Genomic DNA, 13,704 nt, shown 5'->3' on the forward strand with positions numbered 1-13,704 from the left:
CGCGTCCGCGCCGTGCAACAGAGCCGCCGCCGAGGAACCCGGGCCGTCGACCGCCGCGTCCCAGGCCCTACAGGGACACAGCGCACCTCGGGGGACCACCATGCCGGATCCGTGGATGCAACAGCAGCAGATACAGCAGCAGCAATGGCAGAGCCGACAGGCCGCCGACGCGGCCCGGCGCGCGTCCGACCAGGGGCGTGAGGCGCACCGGCTGGCCCAGGTCTCCGGTCGTCGTGGCTCCTCGGGCCGGCTCACCTGCCTGCTCCAGCTCGTCCTGCTGGTCGCGGCGGTCGTCTACCTCGCGGGCCACCCGGAGGTCCGGGCCACGCTGTGGGGATACGCCCAGCACGCCGCGAGCCATCTCAAGTCCCTGGTGGACGACGCCCGTTCGTCCAACTGACGGACCGTCACACGGCGGACGGCCGGGGCGGCGCGGCGCCCAGATGCGCCGCGAGCCAGGTGGGGACGCCGAGCAGGCGCACCAGGCGGGCCGCCTCCGTGCGCAGCCGGGTCGAGACCGGCTCCTCCTCGGTGTCGGCGAGCGCGGCGAGCGCGGGAGCCGTGCCGATGAGGTAGCCGAGCTCCTCCCGGATGCGCAGGGACTCGGTGAAGCCGTGCCGCGCCTCCGCCAACTCCCCCTCGCGCAGGGCGAGTCCGGCCAGATGGCGCCAGGTGAAGGACAGCAGCAGGGTGTCGCCGTGCGCGGCCGCGCCCTCGTGGGCCCGGACGTAGGCGGCGCGGGCGGCCTGCGGCGCGTCGGCGACGTTCTCGGCGAGCAGCCCGCGCCGGAAGTCGAGCAGTGCCCGGCCGCGTCCCGCGAGCGCGGTCAGGGCGGCGGCCCGGCCGAACGCGGAGCGCGCCTCGTCCGCCCGGTCGCGCACCCCGAACAGCGTGGAGGCGTAGGCGAGATAGCCGCGCTCGCAGGCGGCGGCGCCGCGCTCCTCGTCGCTGCGGGCGACGGCCTCCGCGGCCCGCAGCGCCTCGTCGGCCTCGGCCCAGCCGGACTCGGTGTACACACAGCGCTCGGTCAGCAGGGCGCTGCGCTGGAGCGCGCCGGATGCCCGGCCCGCATGAGGTTCGAGCAGCGCGGCGGCGTCCGTCCAGCAGCCGCGCGAGCGCAGCCGCCATACCGCGGTCTGGAGCGGATCCCCGTCATCTGCAGTCGTTCCGGAACCAGACATGGCGGTATGCGCCACGTTGCCCTCCCCGAGCGCGCCATCGAGCTGCTGAGTCGCGCTCGCATCTCAACACGGAATGGCACGCCGGGCCAAGGGGGGTGCGTGAATGAGTTCACAATCGTCCGGCACCGGCCGGGACCGACGGTCAGCTCATGCGGAGCGCCAGGAAGAAGTCCAGCTTGTCCTCGAGCCGGGACAGGTCACGGGCCGTCAACTGCTCGATCCTGCCCACCCGGTAGCGCAGCGTGTTGACGTGCAGGTGCAGTCGCGTCGCGCACCGCGTCCACGAACCGTCGCAGTCCAGGAAGGCCTCCAGGGTCGGGATGAGCTCGGCCCGGTGGCGCCGGTCGTAGTCGCGCAGCGGGTCGAGCAGCCGGGCCGTGAAGGCGCGCCGCACGTCGTCCGGCACGAACGGCAGCAGCAGGACGTGCGAGGCCAGCTCGTGGTGGCCGGCCGCGCACACCCGGCCGGGGCGGGCGGCGGCGACCCGGCGGGCGTGCCGGGCCTCCTCCAGGGCGCCGCGCAGCCCCTCGGCGGAGTGCACCGCGGCGCTGACACCCAGTGTCAGGCGGCCGTCGTCGGCGAGGCCCGCCGAGAGCGGCGCGCGCACGGTGGACAGCAGCGCGTCGGCGTGCAGGCCGCCCTCCGCGCCCTCGGGCGTGACGGCGGGCAGCGGTACGAGCGCGATCGCCTCGTCGCCCGCGTGCGCCACCGCGATCCGGTCGGAGGACTCGGGGCCCACCACCGCGGGGTCGACCAGGATCTCCTCCAGGAGCGACTGGGCGACCGGTCCGCCCGCGATCTCGGCGCCCGAGTCGCGCTCCCAGTCCACCCGGGCCACCACGACCTGCCAGTGCGGCGCCGAGCCGAGGCCGGGCAGCAGCACCGGGGCCGCGACTCTGAGGCGGGCCGCGATCTCGGCGGGCGCGGCGCCGGTCTGCACCAGCTCCAGGACCTCCTGGGCGAGCCGGCGGCGCACCGTGCGGGCCGCGTCGCGCCGGTCGCGCTCGACCGCGATGAGCTGGGTGACGCCCTGGAGGAGGTCGAGCCGGGCGGCCGGCCAGTCGCTCGCGTCGGCCTCGACGGCGAGCAGCCAGTCCGAGAGCACCGTCTCGCGCACGTCCCGGGCGGCGGGCGCGGCGCCCCGTCCGTGGTTGCGGATCGGGAAGAGCGAATAGGTCACGCCGCCGACGGTGGCCCGGTGCGGGCCGCGGCGGCCGGTGCGGGTCGCACCCAGGTGCTCGGCCGCCAGGGCGGCGCCCACCGCGGGGGTCAGCGGGTCGCCTGCGCCGGCGATCCGGCGGCCGGTGGGGGAGAGCACCCAGGCCCGCAGGTCGAGGTCCGAGCCGAGCAGGTCGAGGACCACTTCGGGGCCGCCGCCCGCCGGGCCGGACGTCATCAGCCTGCGGTGCCGGTCGACGACGGCCGCGAGGTCGCCCGCGCGCTCGCCGGAGACCTGCCGTACGACGTGCTCGGTGATGGTCGCGAACGCGACCGACTCGTTCACCGCGAAGAGCGGGAGCCGATGGCGAGAACAAGCCATGACGAGATCGTCGGGAATGGCGCCGAGCTCGGCCTCGCCCGCCGCCAGGCCCGCCACCCCGGCACTCGCCAGGATGCGTACGAATGGCTCAGAATCCTCGGCGTCCCGGCGCCAGGCGAGACCCGTCAGGACGAGCTCGCCACCGGTCAGGTAGCGGCTCGGATCCCGCAGGTCAGTGGTCATGACTCCCCGCACCGTGCGGTCCAGCTCGTCCTCGCCGCCGAGCAGCCGCAGCCCCAGCGCGTCGGTTTCCAGAAGTGCGCGCAGCCGCATCGCGTGTCGCCGCCGATCTGTCTTGATGTTGCCGTTGGAAAGCGGTGAGGTAACGGAGCACCGCCTTTCATACGAATCTACAAGACGTGAGCGGAGACCAGCCAACTCCTTCATGGTTTCGGTGACTGCACCCGAGGGATCGGGACTTGTGTACTGATTCCACACCGCGTTAACAGCACATGAACGACTGAGATGTCGAGGGCCTGCCGTCCCCGGGACCCGCGCGAACGACCCCGAATTTGAGAATCGGAAGAGAGCCACTCATGGACTTCCTTCGCCCCGCCAGCTGGGAGGAGGCGCTCGCCGCCAAGGCAGAGCACCCCACCGCTGTGCCCATTGCGGGTGGCACCGATGTGATGGTCGAGATCAACTTCGACCACCGGCGGCCCGAGTACCTCCTGGACCTCAACCGCATCGGCGAGCTGGCCCAGTGGGAGGTCGGGCAGGAGAGCGTCCGGCTTGGCCCCTCCGTCCCGTACACCAAGATCATGGAGAACCTGCGGACCGAGCTGCCGGGTCTGGCGCTCGCCTCGCACACGGTCGCGTCGCCGCAGATCCGCAACCGCGGCGGCGTCGGCGGCAACCTCGGCTGTGCCTCCCCGGCCGGTGACGCCCACCCCTCGCTGCTGTCCTCCGGCGCGGACGTCGAGGTCGAGTCGCAGGCGCGCGGCGTGCGGCTCATCCCGATCGACGAGTTCTACAAGGGCGTCAAGCGCAACGCGCTCGAGGCGGACGAGCTGATCAAGGCCGTCCACATCCCCAAGGCGGACGGCCCCCAGCAGTTCTCCAAGGCCGGCACCCGCAACGCCATGGTCATCGCGGTCTGCGCGTTCGGCCTGGCGCTGCACCCCGAGACCCGTACGGTCCGGACCGGCATCGGCTCGGCGGCCCCCACCCCCATCCGGGCGAAGGCGGCCGAGGAGTTCCTGAACGCGGCGCTCGAAGAGGGCGGCTTCTGGGACAACGGCAAGATCATCACCCCGTCGGTCGCGAAGCAGTTCGCCACGCTCGCCTCGGGCGCGTGCAACCCGATCGACGACGTCCGCGGCACCGCGAACTACCGCCGTCACGCCGTCGGCGTCATGGCGCGTCGCACGCTGATGTGGACCTGGGAGACGTACCGCGGCGGAAACGGCCGCACCCTTGAAGGAGCTGCATAACCATGCGCGTCAATTTCACGGTCAATGGCCGTAAGCAGGAGGCCGACGACGTGTGGGAGGGCGAGAGCCTTCTCTACGTCCTGCGCGAGCGCATGGGTCTTCCCGGTTCGAAGAACGCCTGTGAGCAGGGCGAGTGCGGTTCCTGCACGGTCCGCCTCGACGGCGTGCCGGTGTGTTCCTGCCTGGTCGCTGCCGGTCAGGTCGAGGGCCGCGAGGTCGTCACCGTGGAGGGCCTGGCCGACTACGCCGCCCACCGCGCCGACGCCCACCCCGGCGGCGGCTGCGCCTCCGGTTCCTGCGGCACGTCCATCGACGCCGCCAAGCGGTGGCAGGCCAAGCCCCAGGACGGGCAGACTGGAGAGGCGGGTTCGCTCTCCCCGATCCAGCAGGCGTTCATCGACGCCGGCGCCGTGCAGTGCGGTTTCTGCACCCCGGGCCTCCTGGTCGCCGCCGACGAGCTCCTGGAGCGCAACTCCGAGCCGTCCGACGCGGACATCCGCGAGGCGCTCTCGGGCAACCTGTGCCGCTGCACCGGCTACGAGAAGATCCTCGACGCGGTCCGCCTCGCGGCCGCCCGTCAGGAAGAGGCGGTCTGACCATGGCGCAGAACACCCGCACCACACCGGCCGGTACGCCCACCAACGTCACCCAGAACCACACCAAGGGCGGCATCGGCGAGTCGACGCTGCGCCCGGACGGCACCCTCAAGGTCACCGGTGAGTTCGCGTACTCCTCGGACATGTGGCACGAGGACATGCTGTGGGGCCAGACGCTCCGCTCCACCGTCGCCCACGCCGAGATCGAGAACATCGACATCTCCGAGGCCGTCGCGATGCCCGGCGTCTACGCCGTGCTCACCTACGACGACCTGCCGGCCAAGATGAAGAACTACGGCCTCGAAATCCAGGACACCCCCGTCCTGGCCCACGGCCGGGTCCGCCACCACGGTGAGCCGGTCGCCCTCGTGGCCGCCGACCACCCGGAGACCGCCCGCCGCGCGGCCGCCAAGATCAAGATCGACTACAAGGAACTGCCGGTGGTCACCGACGAGGCCTCCGCGCTCGCCGCCGACGCCCCGCTGATCCACGAGGGCCGCGACGACCACCACGCCGGTCACGTCCCGCACCCGAACATCGTGCACCGCCAGCCGATCATCCGCGGCAACGTGGAGGAGGCGCGCAAGCGCGCCGACGTGATCGTCGAGGGCGAGTACACCTTCGGCATGCAGGACCAGGCCTTCCTCGGCCCCGAGTCCGGCCTCGCCGTGCCCGCCGAGGACGGCGGGGTGGACCTGTACGTGGCCACCCAGTGGCTGCACTCGGACCTCCAGCAGATCGCCCCGGTCCTGGGCCTGCCGCCGGAGAAGGTCCGCATGACGCTCTCCGGCGTCGGCGGCGCCTTCGGTGGCCGCGAGGACATCTCGATGCAGATCCACGCCTGCCTCCTGGCGCTGCGCACGGGCAAGCCGGTCAAGATCGTCTACAACCGGTTCGAGTCCTTCTTCGGCCATGTGCACCGCCACCCGGCGAAGCTCCACTACGAGCACGGCGCCACCAAGGACGGCAAGCTCACGCACATGAAGTGCAAGATCGTCCTGGACGGCGGGGCCTACGCCTCGGCCTCCCCGGCGGTCGTCGGCAACGCCTCCTCGCTCTCCGTCGGCCCGTACGTCATCGACGACGTCGACATCGAGGCCATCGCGCTCTACACGAACAACCCGCCCTGTGGCGCGATGCGCGGCTTCGGCGCCGTCCAGGCCTGCTTCGCCTACGAGGCCCAGATGGACAAGCTCGCGGCGAAGCTGGGCATGGACCCGGTCGAGTTCCGCCAGCTCAACGCCATGGAGCAGGGCACGATCATGCCGACCGGCCAGGTCGTGGACTCCCCGGCCCCGGTCGCCGAGCTGCTGCGCCGGGTCAAGGCCCGCCCGCTGCCGCCCGAGCAGCAGTGGCTCGCGGCCGGCGAGGCGGCGGACGTCCGCGCCCTGCCGGGCGGCCTGTCCAACACCACGCACGGCGAGGGCGTCGTACGTGGCGTCGGCTACGCGGTCGGCATCAAGAACGTCGGCTTCTCCGAGGGCTTCGACGACTACTCGACCGCCCGTGTGCGCCTTGAGGTCATCAACGGCGAGCCCGTCGCGATGGTCCACACGGCCATGGCGGAGGTCGGTCAGGGCGGTGTCACCGTGCACGCCCAGATCGCCCGTACGGAGCTGGGTGTCACGCAGGTGACCATCCACCCGGCCGACACCCAGGTCGGCTCCGCCGGTTCCACGTCCGCCTCCCGGCAGACGTACATGACCGGTGGCGCGGTGAAGAACACCTGCGAGGCCGTCCGGGCCAAGGCCCTGGAGATCGGCCGCCGCAAGTTCGGCTCCTACCACCCCGCCTGGGCCACCGCCGAGCTGCTGCTCGAAGGCGGCAAGGTCGTCACCGACGGCGGCGAGGTCCTCGCCGACCTCGCGGACGTCCTGGAGGGCGAGGAGATCGACGTGGAGCTGGAGTTCCGGCACCGCCCGACCCAGGCCTTCGACCTCGTCACCGGCCAGGGCAACGGCCACGTCCAGTACACGTTCGCCGCGCACCGCGCGGTGGTCGAGGTGGACACCGAGCTCGGCCTCGTCAAGGTCGTCGAGCTGGCCACCGCCCAGGACGTCGGCAAGGCGCTCAACATGCTCTCCGTCGTCGGCCAGATCCAGGGTGGTACCACCCAGGGCCTCGGCGTCGCGGTGATGGAAGAGATCATCGTGGACCCGAAGACCGCGAAGGTGCGCAACCCCTCCTTCACGGACTACCTGATCCCGACGATCCTGGACACCCCGACCATCCCGGTCGACGTCCTGGAGCTCGCCGACCCGAACGCGCCGTACGGCCTGCGCGGTCTCGGCGAGGCCCCGACCCTCTCGTCCACCCCGGCCGTCCTCGCGGCGATCCGGGCGGCGACCGGTCTGGAGCTCAACAAGACCCCGGTCCGCCCCGAGCACCTCACGGGCACCGGAGCCTGATCCCTCCGGGGGTGTGGGTGAAAGAGATTTCTTCGCCGGGGGACTCGCGTCCCCCGGGCCCCCTCCTCCTCACAAGCCCTCCGGGCGGTGCGTGCCACCCAGGAACGTCACACTTCCGACGCCCGCACCGCCCGGAGCAGACCAGTACCGCACCGCTCGCGGTCCTCGCAGTAACCAGCAGTACGAGCACGACACGCACCATCGAGTCACACCAGCAACACCCGTAGCCATCTGCACTGCGGTACCGCGACCGGTACCCCGGCAGGAGCAGACACCGTTCGTCTCGGGCCGTCCCCCGGGTCGTGCAGCCCACGCATCATCCCAAATCCCGCAGCTTGTCTGACCTGAGGACTCAAGTCTTATGCGGGTGCCCCTGTGAACCTTGGGAGTAGGCACCATGACCCAGCAGTCCCTGGAGCCGAAGACCACCGCCGAGGACGCGGGCTCCGGCTCCCGTCCCCCCGCCGGCAGGTCTTGGCTCGACCGGTACTTTCACATATCCGAGCGAGGATCCACGCTCGCGCAGGAAGTGCGCGGCGGCATCACCACCTTCATGGCGATGTGTTACATCCTCCTGCTCAACCCGCTGATCCTGTCGACGCCGGACGTCAACAAGCACACGCTGGGCCACGCGGGCCTGGTGACCGCCACCGCTCTCGCGGCCGCGGCCAGCACCCTGCTGATGGGCTTCATCGGAAAGGTTCCGCTCGCGCTCGCCGCCGGACTGAACGTGTCCGCGGCCCTGACCACCCAGGTGGTCCCGAACATGACCTGGCCGCAGGCCATGGGCATGTGCGTCATGTACGGCGTCGTGATCATGCTGCTCGTCGTCACCGGCCTGCGCGAGATGATCATGAACGCCATCCCGCTGGCGCTCAAGCACGCGATCACCATGGGCATCGGCATGTTCGTCGCCCTGCTCGGCCTCGTGAAGGCCGGATTCGTCGGCAAGGGTCCCGAGCACGGACCTCCGGTCACCCTCGGCGCCACCGGACAGCTCGTCGGCTGGCCCGTCTTCTTCTTCGCGGTCACCCTGCTCCTGATCTTCGCCCTCCAGGCCCGCAAGGTCCCCGGCGCGATCCTGATCGGCATCGTCTCCGGCAGCGTCCTGGCCTTCGTGGTCACCAAGGTCGCCGGCCTGACCGACGCGGACTGGGGCGGCACCGCCCCCGCCCTCAAGGGCAGCGCGGTCTCCACGCCCGACTTCGGTCTCTTCGGCCACGTCGAGTTCGGCGGCTGGGGCTCCATCGGCGCCATCAGCGTCGGCATGATCGTCTTCACCCTGGTGCTGGCCGGCTTCTTCGACGCGATGGCCACCATCATCGGCGTCGGCCAGGAGGCCAAGCTCGCCGACGACCAGGGCCGCATGCCGGGCCTGTCCAAGGCGCTGTTCATCGACGGCGCGGGCGGCGCGATCGGCGGCGTCACCGGCGCCTCCGGCCAGACCGTGTTCATCGAGTCCGCCTCCGGCGCCGGTGAGGGCGCCCGTACCGGCCTCTCCTCGGTCGTCACCGGCCTGTTCTTCGCGGCCTGCCTCTTCTTCACCCCGGTCACCCAGCTGGTGCCCGCCCAGGTGGCATCCGCCGCCCTGGTCGTCATCGGCTCGATGATGATGAGCGCCGCCAAGCACGTCGACTGGAGCGACCGCTCCGTCTCCATCCCGGTGTTCCTCACCGTGGCGCTCATGCCGTTCACGTACAGCATCACCGCCGGTGTCGGCGCGGGCGTCGTCGCCTACACCGTGATCAAGGCAGCACAGGGCAAGTGGCGCGAGATCGGCGGGTTCATGTGGGCCCTGACGGCCGTCTTCACCATCTACTTCGCCCTCCATCCCATCGAGAGCTGGCTCGGCGTCAAGTAGCGGCCATGCCGTTGACGCCCTCCACACATCCGTAAGGAGACCGAACATGCTGGACATCGCCGAAGAGCTGAACCGGTGGGTCGAGCAGGGACGCGAGTTCGCCGTGGCCACCGTGGTGGCGGTCGGCGGGAGCGCGCCCCGGCAGCCGGGAGCCGCCCTCGCCGTCGACAGCGACGGCACGGCGATCGGCTCGGTCTCCGGCGGATGTGTGGAGGGCGCCGTTTACGAACTGTGCCGGCAGGCGCTCGAAGACGGCCAGACCGTCGTGGAGCGCTTCGGCTACAGCGACGAGGACGCCTTCGCGGTCGGACTGACCTGCGGCGGCGTCATCGACATCCTCGTCACCCCGGTGCACGCCGACGCGCCCGCCCGTGCGGTGTTCGCGGCCGCCCTGGCCACCGCCGCACGCGGCGAGGCCGCCGCGGTCGCCCGGATCACCGACGGCCCCGCCGACCTCATGGGCCGCGCCCTGCTCGTCCACCCCGACGGCAGCTACGAGGGCGTGCTCGGCGGACATCCCGAACTGGACCGCGCGGTGGCCGACGAGGCCACCGCCTACCTGGACGCAGGCCGCACCGGCACCCTCTCGCTCGGCGTCGACGGCCGTCTGTGCGGCCAGCCGCTGACCGTCCTGGTCGAATCGAGCGTCCCGGCCCCCCGCATGATCGTGTTCGGTGCCATCGACTTCGCCTCCGCCCTGGTCAGGGTCGGCAAGTTCCTGAACTACCACGTCACCGTGTGCGACGCCCGGCCCGTCTTCGCGACGAGGAACCGCTTCCCCGAGGCGGACGAGATCGTCGTGGAGTGGCCGCACAGGTACCTGGAGCGGACGCACACCGACTCCCGTACGGTGCTGTGCGTCCTGACCCACGACGCCAAGTTCGACATACCGCTCCTGGAGACCGCGCTGAAGCTGCCGGTCGCCTACGTCGGCGCGATGGGCTCGCGCCGCACCCACCTGGACCGCAACGAGCGGCTGCGCGAGGTCGGCGTCACCGAGCTCGAACTCAACCGCCTGCGCTCCCCGATCGGCCTCGACCTCGGCGCGCGCACGCCCGAGGAGACCGCGCTGTCCATCGCGGCGGAGATCGTCGCCAACCGGCGCGGCGGCAGCGGGGTCTCGCTGACCGGCGCGCACACGCCGATCCACCACGACGGCAAGGACACCCCGGTGGGCCGGATCGGTTCGGTGGCCTAGCCTCCCGCGTCCGTCCGGCCGCCGCACACCGGCCCTGGTGTGGTGTCCAGGCCCTGGGAGGGCGCGGCCGTCCCCAGCCTGGGCGATATGCATGTGACCGTCCGGTTTCGACCGGGTTAGGGTCGCCGCATGAGCGAGCTGGAGTTCCGCGACGTGCCCGAGTCCGACGTCGACCGCGCCCTGGAGCTCTGGTGGCTCGTCTTCCACGACCGCCCCGACGAGAAGGAGAAGCGCGCCTACCACCGGGCGATGGTGCTGCGCTGCGACCGCGTAGGCGCCTACGACGGGGACGCGCTCGTCGGCTTCCTCGTCGCGCACCGCCTCACCCTCTCCGTACCCGGCGGTGAACTGCCCTGCCCCGGGCTCACGTTCGTCTCCGTGGCCCCCACCCATCGACGGCGCGGCGTGCTCTCCGGCATGATCGCCGAGGTGTTCCGCCGGTGCGCCGAGCACGGCCGCCCCATCGCGGCGCTGTGGGCCTCCGAGGCCGCCATCTACGGCCGCTTCGGTTTCGGCGCGGGCACCCACGGCACCTCGGTCGAGATCAACTCGACCCGTCCGCTCGCCCTGCGCATCGAGCCGGACCGGCGCCCCCTGCGGCTGATCGACCCCGCCGACGCGCCCGCCGAACTCGGCCCCTACTACGAGGCGACCCGCGCCCGGCGCGCCGGGCGCATCGCGCGCGACACCGGCCGCTGGCGCGGCGAGTGGCTGCCCGAGACCGACGAGGACGACGAGGAACTCGGCCCGCCCCGCATCGTCGGCCTCGGCGCCGCCGGGGAGCCGCTCGCCGGGTACGCCCTCTACCGCACCCGGCGCGAGGACGACCCGGCCAAGCCCGGCACCGTGCAGGTGGCCGAGCTGGAGGCCGACACCCCGGCGGCCGAGGCCGCGCTCTGGAACTACCTCGCCGGCATCGACCTCACCGGCACCGTCCGCGCCTGGGGGCTCGCGCCGGACGACCCACTGCTCCTGTTCGCCACCGACCGGGACCAGGTCCGGGCCGTCGCCGAGTTCCCCGCGCTCTGGATCCGGCTCGTGGACGTCGGCGCCGCGCTCACCGCCCGCTCGTGGGCGGCCGAGGCGTTCCTCGTCCTGGAGGTCCGCGACGACCGCGTCCCGGCCAACGCGGGCCGCTTCCGCCTCGCGGCCTCCCCGCACGGCTGCACGTACGAGCCGACGGAGACCGCGCCCGACCTCACCTTCGACGTCCGCGACCTGGCCGCCTGCTACCTCGGCGGCACCGAGGTACGCCGTCTCGTCCGCGCGGGCCTGGTGACGGAGCACACCCCGGACGCGGCGGCGACCCTGGACGCGGCGCTGCGCACCGAGGAACTGCCGCACACGGTGGACGAGTTCTGACCGGCCGCGGCCGAGGCGGGGGCCGCGCCGCCGGGGAGTGACGAGGCTCTCGTTCGGGGACGTCCGCCGCCGGGCCGAAGGTCCCGCGCCGAACCGCCTGCTCACGGCGGGAACCGGAAGCCCCCTTGGCGCGGTCTTTGCCTGCGTGTTAGGGACGAAAGTCCCGGCGCGCGGTGTCCGCACCGGACCCCTCGTACCCCTGCGGTCGCGTCAACCTCCCTGCTGGCCAGTGAAGTTGCCGGAATTCGGGTGTTTTCCGGCGATACCCGGCTGGAGAATTCACATTTCGGGATTCGGGCGCGATCGTGCGATCGTGGCCAACCGGTGAAGCTCCGCAGCCGCACTGGCACGTATCGAGGGGATGGGGAAACCATGGCGCCACTGGCCGCCCACACACGCCGCATCGTGATGGCCGCAGCAACGGCCGTGGTCCTGACGGGCGGCGTCGCCGCCGCCGTCTTCCTCGGCAGTGACACCTCCGCCGACGGCCCCGGCCCGGCCCTCGCCCACTCCAGCACCACGTCCGACAACAAGCACGGCCACCCCGGCGGCTCGGCCGCGACCTCGGGGCCCGGCGGCGACAGCGCGCCGGACGGCTCGGACGGCTCCGGCGACGCGACGGGTCCGGCCGCGCCGCCCGGCGCCAGCGGGATATCCGAGACGATCGACCACGCCACCGAGAGCGGCGGCAAGTCCGTCTCGATCACCATCGACGACGGGCCGAGCCCGGTCTGGACGCCGAAGATCCTCGCCGTCCTGAAGCAGTACGGCGTCAAGGCGACCTTCTGCATGATCGGCCCGCAGGCCAAGGCCAACCCCGAGATGGTCAAGCAGGTCGTCGCGGCCGGGCACCGCCTCTGCGACCACACGGTCAGCCACGACGAGGCCATGAACAAGAAGCCCGTGGCCTACCAGAGCTCCGAGGTCCTCGACGCCCAGAAGATGATCGAGGACGCGGCCGACGGCGCCAAGGTGCAGTACTTCCGCGCCCCCGGCGGCGCCTTCACGCCCGACAACCGCCACATCGCCGCAGGCCACGGGATGCGGCCGCTCGGCTGGAACGTCGACACCAAGGACTGGAAGCAGCCCGGCACCGCGACGATCGTGAAGACGGTGAAGCAGCAGCTCAAGAACGGCCCGATCGTGCTCTTCCACGACGGCGGCGGCGACCGCGCCCAGACGGTCGCCGCGCTGAAGGAGCTGCTGCCCTGGTTGGCACAGCAGGGCTACACCTTCAGCTTCCCGGCGGTCTGAGCCGCCCGTCGCCCCCGGCGAGCGCCGAACGCCCGCACTCGCCTCGCGGGCACGGGAGTTGACGACCCGTCATATCTCATGACGGGTGCGGCGGTGCGTCCGTCGAACCGTTCGTGCGTCAGCTGCCGCCCATCCCGCCCTGCGCGGCGACCAGCGTGGTCCCGAGGCCGCGCACGGCCTTGCCCAGGGCGGGTGCGAGCGCGTCGAGCCGTCCGGTCGCCGCGTCGATGCGGTCCCGGTGGGCGCGGGCGTCCGCACGGGACACGACATGCCGCACCCCGCCCGCCGCGGCGAGCGCCAGGAGCACGGCGTCGTGCGGCGCGAGCGGCCCCGCGCCGTGCAGTTGCGCGGCGATCCCGTGTTGCAGGGCGCGTACGCCCGCCGCGTCCCGCACCGCCACCGAGCGCCGGGAGGCTCGGGCGAAGGCGGGCCGCTCCTCCACCGTGATCAGGCCCACGGCGGCGAGCCGGTCCTCGACCGCGCCCAGGGTCTCCGCGCGATCGGCCCGGATCCACGCCTTCCAGGTGCGCCGCTGCGCCCCGATTCGGTCGAGCGCGTGATCGAGAACGGGATCGCCCGTACGTCCCGAATCCGCGACCGCCACGTCGCCCGCACCGTCGGCGACGTGGCCCAGGAGGGCCAGCTCGGCGAGGACGGCCGCGCGCAGCAGGAATCCGGTCCTCGTGCGGTCGTACAGGGCTGCGGCATCGGAGTCGTAGGCCGCGAGATACATCCGGCCGTACAGGGTCTGCGTCATACGACCGACGGTACGGAACGCCCGCCGCGCGGGGATCCACCCGGCGGATGGATCCGCACTGGGACCGCGGTATGAGTGGGCGGGCGGCTCATACCGCGGGATGAGGCGGCGCGG

Annotated in this window: 11 protein-coding genes; 8 read left to right on the forward strand and 3 right to left on the reverse strand. The window is 72.2% G+C overall.

What is annotated here, in order from left to right:
- Positions 1-115: 115 nt before the first annotated feature.
- Entirely contained in the window at positions 116-400 is a 285-nt protein-coding gene (locus tag AC07F3_RS00315) for a hypothetical protein (protein ID WP_479108930.1), read from the forward strand.
- A gap of 7 nt (positions 401-407) precedes the next feature.
- Here the strand turns inward: AC07F3_RS00315 and AC07F3_RS00320 are convergent, their stop codons facing one another.
- Both AC07F3_RS00320 and AC07F3_RS00325 read right to left on the reverse strand, forming a co-directional pair.
- The gene (locus AC07F3_RS00320; protein WP_479108932.1) at positions 408-1,181 is read right to left on the reverse strand and encodes a hypothetical protein; all 774 of its coding nucleotides are present in this window, start codon (positions 1,179-1,181) and stop codon (positions 408-410) included.
- A 142-nt stretch (positions 1,182-1,323) separates the two neighbouring features.
- Positions 1,324-2,994, reverse strand: a complete 1,671-nt coding sequence (locus AC07F3_RS00325) for a PucR family transcriptional regulator (RefSeq protein WP_479108933.1) — start codon at positions 2,992-2,994, stop codon at positions 1,324-1,326.
- Between the two features lie 263 nt (positions 2,995-3,257).
- Here AC07F3_RS00325 and AC07F3_RS00330 point away from each other — a divergent pair, with 263 nt between their 5' ends.
- The 7 genes from AC07F3_RS00330 (at position 3,258) to AC07F3_RS00360 (ending at position 12,833) form a co-directional block, all read left to right on the forward strand.
- Entirely contained in the window at positions 3,258-4,154 is an 897-nt protein-coding gene (locus AC07F3_RS00330; protein ID WP_479108935.1) for an FAD binding domain-containing protein, read from the forward strand.
- 2 nt (positions 4,155-4,156) lie between these two features.
- Positions 4,157-4,750, forward strand: a complete 594-nt coding sequence (locus AC07F3_RS00335; protein WP_479108937.1) for a (2Fe-2S)-binding protein — start codon at positions 4,157-4,159, stop codon at positions 4,748-4,750.
- A gap of 2 nt (positions 4,751-4,752) precedes the next feature.
- A complete protein-coding gene (pucD, locus tag AC07F3_RS00340; RefSeq protein WP_479108939.1) occupies positions 4,753-7,158 on the forward strand; it encodes a xanthine dehydrogenase subunit D in 2,406 nt (801 codons plus the stop codon).
- A gap of 397 nt (positions 7,159-7,555) precedes the next feature.
- Complete coding sequence (locus AC07F3_RS00345; RefSeq protein WP_479108941.1) at positions 7,556-9,019, forward strand: NCS2 family permease; 1,464 nt, start codon at positions 7,556-7,558, stop codon at positions 9,017-9,019.
- A gap of 46 nt (positions 9,020-9,065) precedes the next feature.
- Complete coding sequence (locus AC07F3_RS00350) at positions 9,066-10,217, forward strand: XdhC family protein (RefSeq protein ID WP_479108943.1); 1,152 nt, start codon at positions 9,066-9,068, stop codon at positions 10,215-10,217.
- 129 nt (positions 10,218-10,346) lie between these two features.
- On the forward strand, positions 10,347-11,579 hold the full coding sequence (locus tag AC07F3_RS00355; protein ID WP_479108945.1) for a GNAT family N-acetyltransferase: 1,233 nt from the start codon (positions 10,347-10,349) through the stop codon (positions 11,577-11,579).
- Positions 11,580-11,951: 372 nt separating this feature from the next.
- The gene (locus tag AC07F3_RS00360) at positions 11,952-12,833 is read left to right on the forward strand and encodes a polysaccharide deacetylase family protein (protein ID WP_479108947.1); all 882 of its coding nucleotides are present in this window, start codon (positions 11,952-11,954) and stop codon (positions 12,831-12,833) included.
- A 118-nt stretch (positions 12,834-12,951) separates the two neighbouring features.
- On the opposite strand, the gene AC07F3_RS00365 is transcribed toward AC07F3_RS00360, so the two are convergent.
- Positions 12,952-13,590, reverse strand: coding sequence for a GOLPH3/VPS74 family protein (locus tag AC07F3_RS00365; RefSeq protein ID WP_479108949.1), 639 nt, complete (start codon positions 13,588-13,590; stop codon positions 12,952-12,954).
- Positions 13,591-13,704 lie beyond the last annotated feature (114 nt).

Source organism: Streptomyces sp. NPDC045846 (genome assembly GCF_056431605.1).